Here is a 17,379-nt window from a genome sequence, read left to right as displayed (position 1 = left end):
GTTAACCCTCCTACACCAAAACTACCGGAACAATTTACCTTCAGGCATTAACCATCAGTCACCTGTTCAGGATTATCCCCTTTAACTTTTTCACGCATGCGTTGAATAAGCATATAAAAATAAGGTACAAGCAAGGTGCCAAATATAGTTGCCGCCAGCATGCCTGATAGCACGGTAATACCCAACGAAACTCGACTACCAGCCCCAGCGCCACTAGCAAAAACTAATGGTAGAACACCAAGCACAAACGACAGAGCAGTCATTAGTACCGCCCTAAAGCGTAGCCGTGCGGCATTCAATGCGGCTTCTACAATTGGTACACCGTTTGCGCGTTCTTCCATAGCAAACTCAACAATGAGTATTGCTGTTTTGGTTGATAAACCAATTAGAAGGATCAAGCCAACTTGTGCATAAATATTGTTTTCCATACCAACCATATACAAGGTTAGCATGGCACCAAATAAGGCCAGCGGCACCGCTGCAATTACGGAAAACGGAATGGTCCAGCTTTCGTATTGGGCCACAAGAAATAAATACACAAAGACTATGGCTAGCGCGAACAAAATAGGCGCTAAATCACCCGCTTCAATTTCTTGTTTAGACTGCCCTGCCCATTCAAATACATAACCTTGTGGCAGATTAGCCGCTAACTCTTCCATAATGGCAATTGCATCACCCGAGGAGTAACCTGCGGCAGCCTGTCCCGTAATGCTCGCACTTCGATATAAATTAAAATGTGCAATACTTGTTGGGCCTAATATTGGTTCAAGCTTAGCCAACGTCGTCAACGGCACCATTTCATTGTCTTTGTTACGAACATAATAATGACGCAAATCAGATGGCTCTTTTCGATATTGTGCTTCGGCCTGAATAGTCACACGGTATGTACGACCAAATTGACTAAAATCATTAATGTAAAGTGAACCGAGTTGCGCCTGTAAGGTAACAAAAATATCGCTTAGAGCAACACCTTGCGCCTTTGCTTTATTTCGGTCAATCTCCAGAAAATACTGAGGAACGTTTGCGCGATAGGTACTAAACACACGATTTAATTCTGGACGCTGATTCGCCTCATAAATCAAACCATTCATAACCTGTGCTAATTCAGTTGGGCTACGACCTTCACTATCTTGTAACCTGAATTCAAACCCCGAACTATTACCTAAACCAGGTATTGGCGGTGGATTGAATAACATGATCTGCGCATCTGGCATCGACCATAACTGTCCCATCAAACGTGGAATTATCTGGTTCAAACTCAGTTCAGGTGCTTCACGTTCTTCCCAATCTTTCAAAATAACAATGCCTAAACCATTGTTAGAACCAGCGCCACCCAACAGCGAAAATCCAGACACGGTAATAACATCTGTAACAGCAGGATCACTCTTAATCAATGTCGTGATCTTTTCAAGTACCGCTTGTGTTCTATTTGAAGAAGCAGCATCAGGCAATTGAACATCCATGAATACATAGCCTTGGTCTTCTCCCGGCACAAATCCTGTAGGCACTGACTTAGTCAGCCACCCCGTAGCAGCGAACATGACAACCACCACAATTCCAACACGTGCTACACGTTTCACAATAAATGACACCGCAGAAGTGTACTTTCCTGTAGTGCTATTGATCCAACGCTCAAGCGGCGCAAGCCATGTGATCGGCTTCATGTTTTTCTCACTAAGTAACACCGTACACAATGCGGGGCTCAGCGTTAAAGCATTAAGCGATGAAATTAGTACCGCAAAAGAAATAGTCACGGAAAACTGCTTATATAACTCCCCCGTTATTCCCGGCATGAACGCTACAGGCACAAATACCGCTAAAAGTACTAACGTTGTTGCAATAATAGGCCCGGAAACTTGCTCCATCGCTTTGGCAACGGCCTGTTTAATCGGCAGCTTTTCTTCTTTGAGAATACGCTCAACATTTTCAATAACAACAATGGCGTCGTCGACCACGATACCAATTGCAAGTACCAGTCCAAACAAGGTAATGGTATTAATCGAGTACCCCATCAATACCATAAAAGCAAACGTACCAACGAGTGACACAGGAATTGCGACCGATGGAATAATAGTGGCACGCCAGTTTTGAAGAAATAAGAATACCACTAAGATAACCAAGCCTACTGCTTGCATTAGCGTCACTTTCACTTCTTCAATCGAGCGAACAATAAATTCAGTGGTATCAAACGGCACAGCATACTCTAAACCGTCAGGAAAACGTTCAGCTAATTCCTTCATCGCCGCTTTAACATCAGTTGCTACTTGAGTCGCATTGGCGTCAGTTAGCTGATAAATCACCAAGAATGCCGTCGGATTGCCATTTAATGTGGCTGTAACGCCGTAATCTTGCGAGCCCAGCTCGATACGTGCAATATCATTTAGGCGAATAAAATTGCCTGAAGATTGTGCGCGAATAACCGTTTGTCCAAATTCTTCCACCGTTTGCAAACGCCCTTGCGCCTGAATTGAGTATTCGAATTGTTGATTAGGCACACTTGGACTTGCACCAAACTTGCCCGCAGCAACTATTAAGTTTTGTTCCTGCAATGCTTGCTGAACTTCTGTAATCGTCACTCCAAGCGACGTCATACGATCTGGGTTTAACCACATCCGCATGCTATAGGTCATTTCCCCCATCACTTCTGCCGATGCCACACCATTGATACGGCCTAGTGGCTCAGCCAAGTTGTTAGTCGCGTAGTTACTCAGGAATAATTGATCAAGTTCCTCTTTTTCAGAATAGAGGTTAATTGCCATTAACATATTGCTGGCTTGTTTCTTAACATTAACCCCTTGTCTCGTCACTTCAGCAGGAAGTGAAGATTCAGCAATCGCTACACGGTTTTGAACATTGACCTGCGCCATGTCACCGTCAGTACCAACTGTAAAGTACACGGTAATCGTGGCTGCACCATTATTTGACGCAGTAGATTCGATGTACATCATGTTTTCAACCCCATTGATTTGTTCTTCAATAGGACGAATAACGGACTCTTCCACCACTTGTGCGCTGGCGCCCGGATATACCGCCGTAATTTGCACTTGCGGCGGAGTAATTTGTGGATACATATTGACGGGTAGCAACCCCATCGAAATCAAACCGGCCAGCGTAATGACGATTGAAATAACAAACGCAAACTTCGGTCGATTAATAAACGTTTTACTGATCATATGCAGCTGCCTATTAAGTATTTGGTGCGGAAATAGCCCCTGTTACAGGGTCAATGTTTTTAACTACCGGCTTAACTTCACCGCCTGCACGAACTTTTTGCAGTCCTTCAATGATGATTTGCTCGCCAACATTAACACCTGATTCAACTACCCACATCGCGTTAATTCGACGACCTAATTTAACTTGGCGCTGCACCACTTTGTTATCAGCCACTACCAGTACAAATTTACCTTGCTGGTTTTCTTGCACCGCAGCTTGTGGAATCAACGGAAGTTCACGTTTATCTTTGCTTTCAATAATTAACGTTACAAATAGACCCGGTAAGATAAGCTTGTTTGGGTTATCAAAAACTGCACGCATCTGAATTGTGCCCATACCCTGTTCAATTTTGGTATCGGCAAAGTCCAAACGCCCATTTAGTCCATATTCAGTGTTGTTGGGTAATAAGAGCTTTAAATCAATCGGTACTTGGCTTGGGTCTGTTATACCCGTATGTTTTTGCTGATAAGAAATAAAGTCTGCTTCTTTAACCTGAAAATTCACGTAGATAGGATCTATCGCAGTTAACGTTGCCAAAGGACCACTGTTTGGTCCGACAACATTGCCTACACTGTAATTTACACGACCAATTTGCCCTGAAAAAGGCGCTTTAATTTCAGTATACCCTAGGTTCAACTGCGCTTTTTCAAGTGCTGCCTGAGCAACTTTAACAGCGGCTTGGGCTTGCTGTTCATTGGAAAGAAGCTTGTCGAGATCTGCCTGTGATAGATAGCCATCTTTAAAAACATCTTGCCCCCGTTTTAAATCGCGTTCGGCGGTTTTAGCGGCAGCCTCGCGGCTCGATAAGTCAGCCTTGGCTGAATCCAATGATGCCTGATATACCGATGGGTCTATTTTAAGTAACAACTGCTGTTGTTGAACGACACTCCCCTCGTCGAACTCACGTTGTATAAGTTCACCTTCAACTCGTGCAACCAATGCGACCTCTTTTGAAGCTTCTGTACGTGCAACGAACTCTTGATAATTACCTACTTCATCAGAACTTACTTGATAAACTGATACCGCCGGTGCTGGCATTGCCTGTTGTTGCTGGTCAGGTTGTCCGCAAGCGGTAAGTAGCATCGTTAACATGACACTACTAATTGGTAGAGAGTAATTGATTGGCAGTCTACGACGAGATTTTTGTGATAGCATGAAGCACTCCTTGGATTGACATGCAATTTTTTATTAAAAACAAACGACTAAATGACACATCAATCGTTTATTTATTGCTTTACGTTCGATTAGCAATTCTTTTGGGCAGTTTACCCTACGTCAAATAGCCATACAGCGACGATTTGTTAACAATGTTATATAAAGTGTAACCTGAACAAGGTTTAATACCGTTTCTAAAGCCAAATTCCATAATTGATTATTGAAAAATACGAGTAACGCCCATATCTTCAAGAAACACAATGTCATACTATTATAAACAACAAAATGCGCAACCCCAGAATCTTCCAAGACAGTGAAATTTCTATTAATTCTACTATCGAATTGTCTGACGACGCGTTCGGACATATTGTTCGCGTATTGCGACTCAAAGATGGGGATTCCATTACGCTCTTTAATGGCCAGCTGAACGATGAGCACTATGGCGATTATCACGCAACGCTATGCAATGTCGCTAAAAAGAGCGCACAAGCCACGATAAATGCCTTTGAAGCCAAAGAAAATGAATCTCCGCTTAGTCTACATTTGGGTCAAGGGATTTCACGTGGAGACCGAATGGATTACACGCTACAAAAATCTGTAGAGCTCGGTGTTTCAGAAATTACACCGCTATTTACAGAGCGTTGCGGTGTTAAACTAACGGGCGATCGCCTACAAAAAAAGGTAGAACAATGGCAAAAAATTGTGATTTCTGCCTGTGAACAAAGTGGACGCGCGAAAATACCGACTGTCCACCAGCCTGTTACATTAACCGATTGGTTGAATAGCTGTCCGCAATCGTTAAAGCTAAATCTTCATCCACGCGCAGAGCATTCCATCATGTCGTTACCGCAAGAAAGCAAGGACATTGCGCTACTTGTTGGCCCTGAAGGTGGCTTAAGTGACGAAGAAATAGAATCTGCACACCAACGGTCTTTTATACCAGTACTCTTAGGTCCTAGGGTATTGCGCACTGAAACAGCAGCACTAACTGCAATTACTGCGCTACAATGTCGTTTCGGCGATTTAGGATAAATTATCAGCACAAGCACATAGGATATATACATGAGTTTAAAAATTGGCGTGGTCATGGACCCCATTTCACAAGTAAATATAAAGAAAGATTCATCAATGGCAATGATGTTGGAAGCCCAACGTCGTGGTTATCAACTCTATTACATAGAAATGAATGACTTATATTTGCAACAAGGGCAATGCCGCGCCAGTGTTAGACAAGTCAAAGTGTTTGACGACGCTGATCATTGGTATGAACTGGCAGACCAAGACGATATCGCGTTATCGACCCTCGATGCTGTGCTAATGCGCAAAGATCCTCCATTTGATACCGAATTTATTTACGCCACCTATATGCTTGAGCGTGCTGAACTCGAAGGCACATTAATTGTAAACAAGCCTCAAAGCTTACGTGATTGTAATGAAAAACTGTTTACTGCTTGGTTCCCTGAGCTTACGCCAAAAACACTAGTCACTCGCAGTCATCAAAAAATTCGTGAATTTCACCAAGACTTAAACGATGTCATAATTAAGCCATTAGACGGCATGGGTGGTTCATCAATTTTCCGCATTAAAGAGAATGATGCCAATATCGGTGTGATATTAGAAACACTGACTAATCATGAGCAACAGTACGCCATGGTGCAAGAATATATGCCTGCAATTAAAGACGGAGATAAGCGCATACTTATCGTAAATGGCGAACCTATGCCATACTGTTTAGCAAGGATTCCAGCTTCTGGCGAAACGCGTGGCAATTTGGCGGCCGGTGGTACAGGCGAAGCAAGACCGCTAAGTGCAAGTGATAAACTCATTGCAGAAACCATTGCGCCAGAGCTTAAGAAACGAGGCCTAATATTTGTTGGATTAGACGTAATTGGCGATAAAGTGACTGAAATTAATGTAACTAGTCCTACGTGTATTAGAGAAATTGAAGCGGCATATCCGATTAATATCAGTGGCAAATTGATGGATGCCATTGAAGAGTATGTCTCAACACATCGCAATTAGGTGGGAAAGTGGAAAGCTTAGAAAATCATTTACTGATCGCCATGCCCACGCTTGGCGATTCGTACTTTAATAAAACTGTCACTTACATTTGTGAGCATAACGATGATGGTGCGATGGGATTAATTATTAACCTTCCCGTGAACGTTACCCTGAATGAATTGCTTGCTCAAATTGATATTGAACGCGACGAATTGCCGGAATTAGGCCAGCAAGTATTAACAGGCGGCCCAGTGTCTCCTGATCGCGGCTTTGTTTTGCACAGTCCACAAAAAGGCTGGCGTAGCTCACTCGCCTTAAGTGACGAGTTTATGATCACGACGTCAAAAGACATCCTTATGGCCTTAGGCACTGAGGCTGCGCCTAAGCATTATATTGTCACGCTGGGATATGCCGGCTGGGGCCCCGGACAATTGGAGAAAGAGATTCAAGAAAACTCTTGGCTTACGATTGCTGCCGATAGCGAAATCTTGTTCAACACGCCTGTGGAACAGCGCTGGATAAAGGCAACCGAAAAATTGGGTTTTGATATTTCTCATTTATCCTCCGATATTGGACACGCGTAGTGACAAAAAACACACCTCAAGGGCAACGTACGGTTGTCGGCTTCGACTTTGGCAAAAAATATATCGGTGTTGCTGTAGGGCAGGAAATTACAGGTACTGCGACTCCGTTAGCATCAGTAAAAGCTAAAGATGGTATTCCTCAATGGCATGAAATCGAAAAATTTCTCAAAGAGTGGCAACCTCAACTTGTGGTAGTTGGCTTACCACTTAACATGGATGGTACCGAGCAGCCGCTAACTAAAGATGCTCGTAAATTTGGTAATCGAATTCACGGCCGCTTTGGTTTACCTGTTGAATTTCAGGATGAACGCTTAACAACCGCTGATGCGAAAGAACGGCTATTTGCATCAGGAGGCTATCGCAACCTGCAAAAAGATCATATTGATACCTTGTCAGCTTGTCTTATCATCGAAAGCTATTTTGAATCCCTTTACCAATAAGCCATCGCTTCCATTATGTCGATAGTACAAATAATTTTTCCATTAGTGGCGATATGCTTATTTGGTTTTATCACCGCCAAGCTCAAATGGCTAGATCGTGAACAGCTCTCAGGCATAAGTAAATTTGTTTTTTACTTTGTCATTCCTGTGTTTTTGTTTGAAAAAATGGCTACCGCCAATATTGCGGGTCAATTTGATGTTCGGTATTTTTTGGCGTTTTATTTACCGCTGATTGCCATGTTTATACTCGCGCTAGCGGCCAATTATTTGTTTCATAGTAAGTATAAAAAACAACTCGGTGCATCCGCAGTTTTCGCTTTGGGCGCAAGTTACTCTAATACCGTAATTGTAGGTCTACCAGTGTTATTAGCAGCACTTGGTGATCAAGTTGTCAGTATCGTCTTTTTGATCATTACTTTTCATAGTGCTTTGCTGTTTACGTTAACTAGCCTGTTATGTTTGCGCAACAACGCTAATGACCAAAGCTCGCTGATACACAAGCTAGGGCAACAAACCTTATACAATCCAATTGTACTCAGTATTTCATTAGGTTTGTTAAGTCACTTTTTACCAATTGAGCTGCCGAAATTAATGCTGGAAACACTCGCGTTATTCGGTCAACCCGCTATTCCATCAGCGCTATTTTTACTCGGCACTTCTCTCGCCTTTTACCGCGTCAGAGAAGAGAAGTTCTTTATCAGTTTTGCCACGTTTATTAAACTTATCATCTTCCCGTCACTTGTCTGGTTAACAACCCAATATGTTTTTATGTTGCCTGTCGATGTCAGCACGATACTTGTGGTACTAAGTGCTTGTCCTACTGGTGTGAATGCTTATTTGATCGCCAAGATTCAAGGCGTGCATGATGATACCGTGGCGGGAGCCGTAGTGGTGTCTACATTAGCCTGTATAGTAACCATTCCAACTTGGTTACATTTTATGGGACAATAATCCGCTAATCTAAGTTAAAAAAACCTGCATTAAGCAGGTTTTTTCGTTAAATGCAGTTCAATCAAGTCCGTTATACATCGTCCGGCTCTAGCCCATCAATGGTTACGCCAGACAGTGCTCCAGTGCCCCCTTGATCATTACTACGTAATTTAATCATCAAGCGTAAATCATTCGGCGAATCAGCATGATGTAGCGCATCTGCGTAATTTATCAGGCCACGTTGATATAGGTTAAACAATGCCTGATCAAATGTTTGCATGCCCTGCTCGGTTGATTTCTCCATCACCTCTTTAATGCTGCCAACGTCGCCTTTTTTAATTAGCTCTGCAATATAAGGTGAATTGAGCAATATCTCGATAGCCGCCACACGCCCATTACCATCTCGCGTTGGTATGAGTTGTTGTGCAACCACGCCACGCAAGTTAAGCGCTAAATCAAATAATAGCTTGCCATGTTGCTCTGCAGGTACTAAATGCATAATACGGTCAATTGCTTGGTTGGCGTTGTTAGCATGCAGTGTTGCAATACATAAGTGACCCGTTTCAGCAAAGCTCAATGCGTGTTCCATTATTTCTTGGCTACGAATCTCACCTATCAGGATAACGTCGGGCGCCTGACGTAATGAACTCTTAAGTGCCGCATCAAAAGATTCGGTATCTAAGCCAACCTCACGTTGGGTGATCATTGATTTGCCATGATCGTGTACAAATTCCACCGGATCCTCAATCGTGAGAATATGACCACGTGAATTTTTGTTACGATAACCAATCAATGCCGCCATTGACGTTGACTTACCCGTGCCCGTACCACCAACAAACAGAACGAGTCCACGCTTAGACATAACGACGTCTTTAAGTACAGACGGTAAGCCAAGGTCATCAGCGTCAGGGATGTCAGTCACGATGCGACGAATAACCATTCCTGCCATGTCGCGTTGCCAAAAAGCAGATACACGGAAACGCCCAATACCATCAATAGAAATCGCAAAATTACATTCTTTGTCTTTTTGAAACTCGTTTTGCTGCTTTTGGTTCATTGCGCCAAGTACTAACCCCAGAGAGTCTTCCGCGGTTAACACATGATCGTCAATAGGCTGCAACTCACCATTGATTTTGGCACTTACAGGCATCTTAGCCGAAACAAACATATCTGACGCCTGCTCACGCACCATTGTTTCGAGTAAACTGTTAAAATTCATAGTAATACCTTAGCTTTTAAAAGCTCTTAAACTGGTTCTTATCAGCCGCTTTTGCCATTGCATCTTGTTTTGAAATCAAGCCGCGGTTGACCAGGTTTTGTAAACATTGATCCATAGTCTGCATCCCATTCGACATACCAGTTTGGATAGCTGAATACATTTGCGCAATTTTATCTTCACGGATCAAGTTACGAATTGCTGGCACACCAATCATGATCTCATGGGCAGCAACACGACCACCACCAACTTTTTTAACCAGCGTCTGAGAAATAACGGCGCGTAATGATTCTGATAACATTGAGCGCACCATAGATTTTTCTTCTGCTGGAAATACATCGATAATACGGTCAATGGTTTTAGGTGCAGAGGTGGTATGCAAGGTACCAAATACTAAATGACCAGTTTCTGCTGCGGTCATTGCTAAACGAATGGTTTCAAGGTCACGCATCTCACCAACCAGAATAACGTCAGGGTCTTCACGAAGCGCCGATCTTAATGCCGCGTTAAAGCTGAGCGTATCGCGATGAACTTCCCGTTGGTTAATCAAACACATTTTGTTTTCGTGAACAAATTCTATTGGATCCTCAATCGTTAACACGTGATGATATTTGCTGCTATTAATATAATCCACCATAGCAGCCAAGGTTGTTGATTTACCTGAACCAGTTGGCCCAGTTACCAGTACCAAGCCACGAGGATTATCTGAAATATCTCTGAAAATGTCAGGACAACCCAAATCGTCCAAACTCAACACTTTGCTCGGAATAGTACGAAATACCGCAGCCGGCCCGCGATTCTGATTGAAAGCATTAACCCTGAAACGCGCTAGGTTGGGAACTTCAAATGAAAAGTCGACTTCCAAGTTTTCTTCATACTCTTTACGTTGACGATCATTCATAATGTCGTACACTAATGCGTTAACATCTTTAGCGTCGAACGCAGGTATGTTTAATTTTCTCACATCACCATCTACACGTATTGATGGCGGAGTACCAGTAGATAGATGTAAATCTGAGGCATTATTTTGCACACTAAATGCAAGTAGTTCGGTGATATCCATGAGAACCCCTATAGTTTGGTTTGATTCGGGCAACACCTGACAGTAATCCCGAAAAACAATTAACGATTAATTTATGAGTAGTATTAAAGATAATCTTGACGCAGTGGAACTGCAAATTTATAACGCGTGCCTGCAGGCAAATCGTGAACGATCGAGTGTGGAGCTGTTGGCAGTAAGTAAAACAAAGCCAATTGAGCTGATTGAACAAGCTTACCATTACGGGCAACGCGCTTTTGGTGAGAATTACGTGCAAGAAGTCAGCGACAAAGCCCAACAACTTGCACATCTGCAAGATATTGTTTGGCATTTTATTGGCCCAATTCAATCGAACAAAACACGGCAAATTGCACAGCATTGTCATTGGGTCCATAGTGTCGACAGAGCTAAAATCATAACACGGCTTAATGATCATCGATACTCACACGATACTCCGCTAAATGTTTGTTTACAAGTCAATATTAGTGAAGAAGCGAGTAAATCAGGTGCGACTGTTGAAGAAGTATACGAACTGGCAGAGCTTGTTGCACAAAGCAATTATTTGGTTTTGCGCGGACTCATGGCAATTCCAGAAAAAGACAATGCAGATGAAAGCTTTGCTAAGATGAACGCACTGTATAATTCATTAAAAGATCAATACAATAGCGTTGATACTTTATCAATGGGTATGTCAGGAGACTTAACCAGTGCCATTCGCCATGGCTCAACAATGGTGAGAATTGGAACGGCTATTTTTGGCCGTCGTGATTAACAATTTAGAGAATCTTATGAATTTTAAAGTTGCTTTTATAGGCGCAGGCAACATGAATAGCGCTGTTATCGCAGGTCTAGTTAACAAAGGCTTTAACCCACTAGACATTATCGTGTCGAACCCTTCTCCTGAGAAAAGAGAACACCTTGCCGAAATTCACGGGATCAAACACACGGCATCAAACATAGCGGCAGCAGAGTTTGCCGACGTTATTGTGCTCGGCGTTAAGCCTCACCTGATTTGTGACGTTTGCCAACAACTCGTGCAAGAAACCTCGCTAAGCAACAAGCTAATAGTCTCTGTTGCTGCGGGCACGACCCTTACTCAAATTCAAACTGCGCTTGGTGGTAAATTGCCAGTGGTGCGCACTATGCCTAATACGCCGTCGCAGCTTGGGCTAGGTGTAACAGGTTTATATGCTTCACCAGAGACTAGTGAACACCAAAAACAAATGACAGAACAGATAATGACTGCCGCTGGCATTATAAGTTGGCTAAATACAGAAGAAGAAATCGATCACATTATCGCAGTATCAGGCTCAGGCCCTGCCTATTTCTTTTTGTTTATGGAAGCGATGGAACAAAAGGCCATCGACTTAGGCTTTGGTGCCGAGCAAGCGAGAAAGCTAGTGCAACAAACAGCACTCGGCGCAGCCTCTATGGTGGTTGAAAATGACATCCCAATTAGCCAACTAAGAGAAAATGTCACCTCGAAAGGTGGCACTACGCAAGCAGCTCTCGATTCATTCAGAGCAGATGGTTTGCCACAAATTGTCACAAAAGCAATGGATTGTGCATTGCATCGCGCTAAAGAAATGGCGCAAAATAGCAACTCATAACGTGATTCACTCAATAACCGAGGTTTAAGTTTAATGGAAGCAATTAATTACTTGCTGAGATTTTTGTTCGATGCACTCTTAATGGTGCTAATTCTGCGCGTTTGGCTACAAATGGTTAAAGCGGATTTTTACAATCCACTGAGTCAATTTATCGTAAAAATAACCAACCCAATGGTTGTTCCCGTGCGTAGAATCATTCCTGGATTGGGCGGATTCGACTTAGGCACCATTTTGGTTGCCTATGTGATTGCAACGTTGAAGTTTGTTGTGATTCCTGTGATAAATGGCGGTCCAATTGATATTCCGTCTGCAATGTATTTCGGTTTAATCTTCGGCATAAAACAAGTTGGCTTTTTATTATTTATCATTATGTTGGTAATGGCACTGATGAGTTGGGTAGTTCAAGGCTACAACCCAACCTTGGTCATTTTCCATCAGTTAACGGAACCGTTTTTACGTCCAATTCGCGCAGTTATACCGAGTATTGGTGGATTAGACTTGTCCGTATTAGTCGCTTTCTTGGCGTTAAATGTAATCAACATCATCCTAAAAGGATTGATTCCATACTGGGGCATGATATAACGCACATCTAGGGCTATAATTAGCAATAATGTGTCATACCAAACAGTATGAAGCTTGGAGCCACCATGAATAAGTTAACAAAATACATCATAATGTTGTGCTGCCTGTGTTCGATGTTAGTTTTATCGACAGCCGTATCAGCAGAAAACATGAAAAAAATGGGTAAGATGAATATCCATTATATGGCTATTGGCGCGACATTTTTCACGCCAGAAATAGCCAAAGCCTACGGTATTGAAAGAAGTAAATACAATGGCTTAGTCAATATTTCGGTGCTCGACAACAGTAAAGAAGGTACACCCGCTAAAACGGTTTCCATAACAGGAACTGCGAGAAATTTAGCCGACCAAAAGAAAACATTGTCGTTTAAAGAGGTACGCGAAGGCGGTGCTATCTACTATCTAGCGGAAGTGGATTATCGCAATGAAGAAACTATTCGGTTTGATTTAACCATCACAGATGGTGAAGAAACGCATCGACTAGAGTTTTCGCAAAAATTCTACGTTGAGTAAAGCAATACAAACGATAATGTAAAAGCCGAACAATCTGTGTTCGGCTTTTTTATTTGCGTTGTTAAACGTTATTTCTTAATTTATGCGAATTGGTATTATTCTGCTGCTTCATTGGTTAGCGCAGTTTCACGTTTGTTTGATTTACGTTTAACGCTATTAATGACTAACCCGAGCATAACTAACGTACAGCCAAATATTTCGGTGTTGGTGAGTGACTCATTCAAAAAGTAAGTAGCGCTTAACATTCCAACCACAGGCACACCAAGCGTTAATGGCGCTACCTGCCCTGCACCGTAATTTTGTAATAGCTTACTCCACAAACTATAACCAATCATTGAAGCAGCGATTGCTAGATAAAGCAGCACAAATATCGACATGGCATTAAGTGAAGTTATTTGAGACCAAATCACGTCAGGGCCATCCACCCACCAACTCGCGATAAAAAACGGAATAAAAGCAGCCCATGCCGACCACACAACTAAACTCAAGTTAGCCTGATACCCTCGTTGATTAATCATTTTATTGACGACATTACCAACCGCCCAACTAACCGCCGCAGTGATGGTTAACACAAAACCGATTAGCGTCATATCACTGGCCTGCTCAGCAAGGCCTATAGACACTAGTCCAACGCTTGCAACGCCCAATGCCAGTATTTGCTGTTTGGAGATACCTTCTTTTAGTGCAAGCGCAGAGAAAACAATGGTAAACATGGCCTGCGATTGCAGCACTAAAGAAGCAAGCCCGGCAGGCATACCTTTTTCGATTGAGTAAAATAAAAAAGCAAATTGACCAAAACAGAGTGTAAGTGCGTAGGCAACTAACCAGACGATAGGAATACTGGGCCGTTTAACAATACACATACCAATTACAGCTACGAGAAAAAAGCGCCCTGCGCCCATAAAAAATGGCGTCATGTCATTCACGCCCCAGGAAATTACAACAAAGTTAAATCCCCAAATTGAAATGATGAGTAGTGCCAATAAATTATGATAAAGAGACATTAAGGCTCCTAAGAATACATATCGCCAGAAAGCAATAATAAAGCAGATTTTCACTTTACTTGATTTGCGTTATGATCGCTGCAATTTTTCGATAATTATTTGGAATATCTCATATGTCGACCATAGTGTTAGCAACAGGTAATCAAGGCAAAGTAAAAGAGCTTGCTGCATTGCTTGCCGACCACAACATTTCGATTCAACCACAAAGCGATTTTGATGTACCTGACGTTCCCGAAACAGGTACAACGTTTGTCGAAAACGCCATTATTAAAGCACGGCACGCGGCTAAAATTACGGGTTTACCGGCAATTGCTGACGATTCAGGGCTAGAAGTTGACGCACTCAACGGCGCCCCCGGTGTATATTCGGCACGCTATGCAGGAAGCAGTGCAAATGATCAAGACAACAACGCCAAATTACTTGAAGCATTGAAGGATGTGCCAGCACCACAACGTACTGCGCGCTTTCATTGTGTACTTGTGTACATGCGACATGCAGACGATCCAACCCCAATTATTTGTCATGGTGTCTGGGAAGGTCGTATTTTAACAGAAGCTAAAGGCGAGCAAGGCTTTGGTTACGATCCACTCTTTTGGGTTGAACAAGAACAAAAGTCATCGGCTCAATTACCACGCGAAGTTAAAAATGCGTTGAGTCACCGCGGTAAAGCACTCGTGCAACTTGTAGAACGACTGACGAGTTAGCAAGAATTAGATGAAACGGTAATCCCAGTGTTTTTCGCTTAACCTTTAATGCATTTGTAATTACTACACTAAACCAAAACCCCATTGAATAACATTGCGGGCATAAAAAACACGGCAGCATAAATGAAGGAGCCGGTAAACATTAAAGCAATACAACTAAATGCCGCTTGAATAGTGAATACCTTAGGCTGACTCATGGCGCTATATTTTATCCCTGAAATGCCAATATAGAACTCAGCTTTAACTTTACGGTAAACCGCGTCTAATCGAAGAAGCAGTGGCTTGTAATATAAAACCAAAAAACTTAAAACAAGTTCAATTCCGCCAAGATCCGCTAAAACAATTAATTCTGGCGCAAATGGCACTGCAATAGAAATAGCGACAACGAACAGTATTTTTTGGATCGTTTTTAGATTCTGCCACATAAAATAACCTTCCTTATATTTTAACGCCCGCCGCAACGGCGGGCTAAAATGGCTCAAGTTAAACGGAGACTACATCAGACTGGAAGTATTGGACAATTTCAGTCAGATCTAAATCTACATATTCTTTTGTGTGCTGCTCTAGGAAATGCTGCTTGAAAGCAGCTTCGTTTTCAAACCTTTCCCATAAAATGAAACGGTCTTTGTTCTCGGAACAGTGATGCAAGGTAAATAAACTGCAGCCCGGCTCCTTTAGTGTTTTTTCACACAATATTTTCAATGCTGACTCTGCTTCAGCAACCATTTCTGTATTTTTAACTTTTAACTCAGCCGTTATAAAATAGCCTTTTTCGAACATCTTAAATACTCCCTTAACGTAATGAAGGGAATATGTTACAAGTTAGAGTTAACTCTAGGTCAAGAGCTCATTCTCTTTTTCTTGGTAAGCCTCAACTTTATACTCAACAATATCTAGTTCATCTTGAAGCCGCTGGATATCCGATTTCAATTTATTGGCATGCTCTATGAGCATATTCTTTCTATCAGATATACTCGCATCTCCCTTTGATCTCAAGACAGAAAATCGTTTGATATCTTCTAGGCTCATTCCTGTTGACTTCAACCTTTGAATCCAAGTCAGCCAAATTAAATCAATTTCAGAATAAACTCTTCTTCCCGACACATTCCTCGATATGTTGGTTAGCAACCCTTCTTTTTCGTAATACCTTAAAGTATGAATCGACAAACCAGTGCGTTCTGAAATTTCTGAAATATACACTGAACTCTCCTATGTGCTTAAGGCCAAATACTTTTGTTAGCTATTTTTATCGCTATCTTGTAATTCGCTCATTCGAAACAACCTACCGAAGAATGCCGGTAAGCCCATTGTTTTTCTGATTCGCTCAGCCCAAAGAGCACCAACAACAAAGCCAGCTAATCCACACAAAGGTACAGCCAAATTATATAAATCACCAGCCTGCATACTTATGATAAAACCAATTATTACCCCAACTAATGTTGGTGATGCTGCGACAGCTAACCAAAGTAGTAACTGAACCATTAACGCTATAAACTTCATCTGTATCCTTAAACCGGAAGTAATATGGCTAACTACCGCCTAGTAAATCAAGCCCTATATCGGTAATTTCATTAACAAGATCAGATCTTGTTGATTGGCTTTGCTTTAGATTTATAAGTGATTCAAAGTTAAAGCGAGGCCAGCCTTCAAAACATTCGCTTGCCACTTTTAAACGCAATTCAGAATACGAAGAACTATACACCTTTGTTTGCGCTAAATTTTTATAGTCTGTAGGTGAACAGAACATTGCGTATGCATATTGAATATTCACATTATTTGAGAACACTTCTAAAAAAATATTTTCTACCTCTTTAGAAGAATAAAACTCTTTTTTACCGAACTTATTCAAAAGCTTCTCAGGTAATGAAGTAGCAATCGCTTTAATAGAGTTTTCATCTCGAAAAGTATCAAACATGTGGGTTGACTCCTTTTGTTAAAGCCTGAGTAATGTGTGAGCTAGTTTGACAATTTTATTGCAGTGTTTGCAACTAAAAATAACCAACTAAAGCGAATCACGACTAATGCTTTTGGTATGTTGCTTTTGCTGCTTTTTGAATGAACTAAAACTATTTAGTAATGAAGTAACAAATACTAATGCATAGATAAATACCATTAATCTATGTGAGAAAAGATTGATCACTACAGATTAACGAGACAAAGTCTCCCGATAGGAACAGAATTCATTTCATTAACTATGTTAACCATTCTAGGCTGTATGGTCGTATATGAATTTGGCATACGTCTGTGGAATGTGGTTAGGGGTGTAGTGGTCAAGTAAAATTGGCCACGGTTTTATAGTTTTCCCAGTATCTTTTTTCAGATTCGTTTGGAGTTAAGCCTCCGTTGTATTGATGCGGTCGCAATTGATTATAGTAACCCACAATATATC

Annotated in this window: 20 protein-coding genes; 10 read left to right on the top strand and 10 right to left on the bottom strand. The window is 41.9% G+C overall.

Annotated features, from left to right (window positions below; genetic code table 11):
* Window positions 1–47: 47 nt before the first annotated feature.
* Together ACSLUK_RS18025 and ACSLUK_RS18020 are read right to left on the bottom strand one after the other, a co-directional pair.
* A complete protein-coding gene (locus tag ACSLUK_RS18025) occupies window positions 48–3,173 on the bottom strand; it encodes an efflux RND transporter permease subunit (RefSeq protein WP_448550188.1) in 3,126 nt (1,041 codons plus the stop codon).
* 13 nt (window positions 3,174–3,186) lie between these two features.
* The gene (locus ACSLUK_RS18020; RefSeq protein ID WP_448550187.1) at window positions 3,187–4,368 is read right to left on the bottom strand and encodes an efflux RND transporter periplasmic adaptor subunit; all 1,182 of its coding nucleotides are present in this window, start codon (window positions 4,366–4,368) and stop codon (window positions 3,187–3,189) included.
* A gap of 285 nt (window positions 4,369–4,653) precedes the next feature.
* On the opposite strand from ACSLUK_RS18020, the gene rsmE reads away from it, so the two are divergent.
* Genes rsmE through ACSLUK_RS17995 form a run of 5 tightly spaced genes read left to right on the top strand, consistent with a single transcriptional unit; the run spans window position 4,654 to window position 8,344 of the window.
* Window positions 4,654–5,400 (top strand): 16S rRNA (uracil(1498)-N(3))-methyltransferase, encoded by a 747-nt coding sequence (rsmE, locus tag ACSLUK_RS18015; RefSeq protein WP_448550186.1) that lies wholly within the window; start codon window positions 4,654–4,656, stop codon window positions 5,398–5,400.
* Between the two features lie 30 nt (window positions 5,401–5,430).
* Complete coding sequence (gene gshB, locus ACSLUK_RS18010) at window positions 5,431–6,390, top strand: glutathione synthase (RefSeq protein WP_448550185.1); 960 nt, start codon at window positions 5,431–5,433, stop codon at window positions 6,388–6,390.
* Window positions 6,391–6,398: 8 nt separating this feature from the next.
* Complete coding sequence (locus ACSLUK_RS18005; RefSeq protein WP_448550184.1) at window positions 6,399–6,953, top strand: YqgE/AlgH family protein; 555 nt, start codon at window positions 6,399–6,401, stop codon at window positions 6,951–6,953.
* Entirely contained in the window at window positions 6,953–7,393 is a 441-nt protein-coding gene (gene ruvX, locus ACSLUK_RS18000) for a Holliday junction resolvase RuvX (protein ID WP_448550183.1), read from the top strand. Before ACSLUK_RS18005 ends, ruvX begins: the two co-directional genes overlap by 1 nt.
* Window positions 7,394–7,408: 15 nt before the next feature.
* Window positions 7,409–8,344 (top strand): AEC family transporter, encoded by a 936-nt coding sequence (locus ACSLUK_RS17995; protein WP_448550182.1) that lies wholly within the window; start codon window positions 7,409–7,411, stop codon window positions 8,342–8,344.
* Window positions 8,345–8,414: 70 nt separating this feature from the next.
* Here the strand turns inward: ACSLUK_RS17995 and ACSLUK_RS17990 are convergent, their stop codons facing one another.
* Both ACSLUK_RS17990 and ACSLUK_RS17985 read right to left on the bottom strand, forming a co-directional pair.
* Complete coding sequence (locus ACSLUK_RS17990; protein WP_448550181.1) at window positions 8,415–9,542, bottom strand: PilT/PilU family type 4a pilus ATPase; 1,128 nt, start codon at window positions 9,540–9,542, stop codon at window positions 8,415–8,417.
* 16 nt (window positions 9,543–9,558) lie between these two features.
* Window positions 9,559–10,602 carry a type IV pilus twitching motility protein PilT gene (locus ACSLUK_RS17985; RefSeq protein WP_448550180.1) on the bottom strand — a complete coding sequence of 348 codons (1,044 nt, stop codon included), beginning with the start codon at window positions 10,600–10,602 and terminating at the stop codon, window positions 9,559–9,561.
* A 73-nt stretch (window positions 10,603–10,675) separates the two neighbouring features.
* Between ACSLUK_RS17985 and ACSLUK_RS17980 the strand changes: the two genes are divergently transcribed.
* The 4 genes from ACSLUK_RS17980 to ACSLUK_RS17965 all read left to right on the top strand — a co-directional run bounded on the left by ACSLUK_RS17980 (window position 10,676) and on the right by ACSLUK_RS17965 (window position 13,282).
* Entirely contained in the window at window positions 10,676–11,350 is a 675-nt protein-coding gene (locus ACSLUK_RS17980) for a YggS family pyridoxal phosphate-dependent enzyme (protein WP_448550179.1), read from the top strand.
* Between the two features lie 16 nt (window positions 11,351–11,366).
* The gene (gene proC, locus ACSLUK_RS17975) at window positions 11,367–12,188 is read left to right on the top strand and encodes a pyrroline-5-carboxylate reductase (RefSeq protein WP_448550178.1); all 822 of its coding nucleotides are present in this window, start codon (window positions 11,367–11,369) and stop codon (window positions 12,186–12,188) included.
* 33 nt (window positions 12,189–12,221) lie between these two features.
* Window positions 12,222–12,770: a YggT family protein gene (locus ACSLUK_RS17970; protein WP_448550177.1), complete on the top strand. Its 549-nt coding sequence runs from the start codon at window positions 12,222–12,224 to the stop codon at window positions 12,768–12,770.
* Between the two features lie 65 nt (window positions 12,771–12,835).
* A complete protein-coding gene (locus ACSLUK_RS17965) occupies window positions 12,836–13,282 on the top strand; it encodes a DUF4426 domain-containing protein (RefSeq protein WP_448550176.1) in 447 nt (148 codons plus the stop codon).
* A 95-nt stretch (window positions 13,283–13,377) separates the two neighbouring features.
* Here ACSLUK_RS17965 and ACSLUK_RS17960 read toward each other — a convergent pair whose 3' ends face one another.
* Complete coding sequence (locus ACSLUK_RS17960) at window positions 13,378–14,286, bottom strand: EamA family transporter (RefSeq protein ID WP_448550175.1); 909 nt, start codon at window positions 14,284–14,286, stop codon at window positions 13,378–13,380.
* 113 nt (window positions 14,287–14,399) lie between these two features.
* Between ACSLUK_RS17960 and ACSLUK_RS17955 the strand changes: the two genes are divergently transcribed.
* On the top strand, window positions 14,400–14,990 hold the full coding sequence (locus ACSLUK_RS17955; RefSeq protein ID WP_448550174.1) for an XTP/dITP diphosphatase: 591 nt from the start codon (window positions 14,400–14,402) through the stop codon (window positions 14,988–14,990).
* A 68-nt stretch (window positions 14,991–15,058) separates the two neighbouring features.
* Here the strand turns inward: ACSLUK_RS17955 and ACSLUK_RS17950 are convergent, their stop codons facing one another.
* From ACSLUK_RS17950 to ACSLUK_RS17930, 5 genes are read right to left on the bottom strand one after another with little or no spacing between them, the layout of a single operon-like run.
* Window positions 15,059–15,415, bottom strand: coding sequence for a hypothetical protein (locus tag ACSLUK_RS17950; protein ID WP_448550173.1), 357 nt, complete (start codon window positions 15,413–15,415; stop codon window positions 15,059–15,061).
* Between the two features lie 58 nt (window positions 15,416–15,473).
* Window positions 15,474–15,770, bottom strand: coding sequence for a putative quinol monooxygenase (locus tag ACSLUK_RS17945; RefSeq protein ID WP_448550172.1), 297 nt, complete (start codon window positions 15,768–15,770; stop codon window positions 15,474–15,476).
* Between the two features lie 54 nt (window positions 15,771–15,824).
* Window positions 15,825–16,190 carry a MerR family transcriptional regulator gene (locus tag ACSLUK_RS17940; RefSeq protein ID WP_448550171.1) on the bottom strand — a complete coding sequence of 122 codons (366 nt, stop codon included), beginning with the start codon at window positions 16,188–16,190 and terminating at the stop codon, window positions 15,825–15,827.
* A gap of 36 nt (window positions 16,191–16,226) precedes the next feature.
* Window positions 16,227–16,490 carry a hypothetical protein gene (locus ACSLUK_RS17935; RefSeq protein WP_448550170.1) on the bottom strand — a complete coding sequence of 88 codons (264 nt, stop codon included), beginning with the start codon at window positions 16,488–16,490 and terminating at the stop codon, window positions 16,227–16,229.
* A gap of 28 nt (window positions 16,491–16,518) precedes the next feature.
* Window positions 16,519–16,905 (bottom strand): DUF6559 family protein, encoded by a 387-nt coding sequence (locus ACSLUK_RS17930; protein WP_448550169.1) that lies wholly within the window; start codon window positions 16,903–16,905, stop codon window positions 16,519–16,521.
* Between the last annotated feature and the right edge of the window lie 474 nt (window positions 16,906–17,379).

Source organism: Thalassotalea fusca, from assembly GCF_053485835.1.
This window is presented reverse-complemented; position numbering and strand designations above follow the sequence as displayed.

Bases quoted from the DNA above. Each gene is read 5' to 3' on its own strand.
- rsmE (WP_448550186.1), top strand. From the start codon at position 4,654: ATGCGCAACCCCAGAATCTTCCAAGACAGTGAAATTTCTATTAATTCT.
- ACSLUK_RS17945 (WP_448550172.1), bottom strand. From the start codon at position 15,770: ATGTTCGAAAAAGGCTATTTTATAACGGCTGAGTTAAAAGTTAAAAAT.
- ACSLUK_RS17985 (WP_448550180.1), bottom strand. From the start codon at position 10,602: ATGGATATCACCGAACTACTTGCATTTAGTGTGCAAAATAATGCCTCA.
- ACSLUK_RS17950 (WP_448550173.1), bottom strand. From the start codon at position 15,415: ATGTGGCAGAATCTAAAAACGATCCAAAAAATACTGTTCGTTGTCGCT.
- proC (WP_448550178.1), top strand. From the start codon at position 11,367: ATGAATTTTAAAGTTGCTTTTATAGGCGCAGGCAACATGAATAGCGCT.
- ACSLUK_RS17965 (WP_448550176.1), top strand. From the start codon at position 12,836: ATGAATAAGTTAACAAAATACATCATAATGTTGTGCTGCCTGTGTTCG.
- ACSLUK_RS17960 (WP_448550175.1), bottom strand. From the start codon at position 14,286: ATGTCTCTTTATCATAATTTATTGGCACTACTCATCATTTCAATTTGG.
- gshB (WP_448550185.1), top strand. From the start codon at position 5,431: ATGAGTTTAAAAATTGGCGTGGTCATGGACCCCATTTCACAAGTAAAT.
- ACSLUK_RS17935 (WP_448550170.1), bottom strand. From the start codon at position 16,490: ATGAAGTTTATAGCGTTAATGGTTCAGTTACTACTTTGGTTAGCTGTC.
- ACSLUK_RS17955 (WP_448550174.1), top strand. From the start codon at position 14,400: ATGTCGACCATAGTGTTAGCAACAGGTAATCAAGGCAAAGTAAAAGAG.
- ACSLUK_RS17930 (WP_448550169.1), bottom strand. From the start codon at position 16,905: ATGTTTGATACTTTTCGAGATGAAAACTCTATTAAAGCGATTGCTACT.
- ACSLUK_RS18025 (WP_448550188.1), bottom strand. From the start codon at position 3,173: ATGATCAGTAAAACGTTTATTAATCGACCGAAGTTTGCGTTTGTTATT.
- ACSLUK_RS17990 (WP_448550181.1), bottom strand. From the start codon at position 9,542: ATGAATTTTAACAGTTTACTCGAAACAATGGTGCGTGAGCAGGCGTCA.
- ACSLUK_RS17995 (WP_448550182.1), top strand. From the start codon at position 7,409: ATGTCGATAGTACAAATAATTTTTCCATTAGTGGCGATATGCTTATTT.
- ACSLUK_RS17970 (WP_448550177.1), top strand. From the start codon at position 12,222: ATGGAAGCAATTAATTACTTGCTGAGATTTTTGTTCGATGCACTCTTA.
- ACSLUK_RS18020 (WP_448550187.1), bottom strand. From the start codon at position 4,368: ATGCTATCACAAAAATCTCGTCGTAGACTGCCAATCAATTACTCTCTA.
- ACSLUK_RS17980 (WP_448550179.1), top strand. From the start codon at position 10,676: ATGAGTAGTATTAAAGATAATCTTGACGCAGTGGAACTGCAAATTTAT.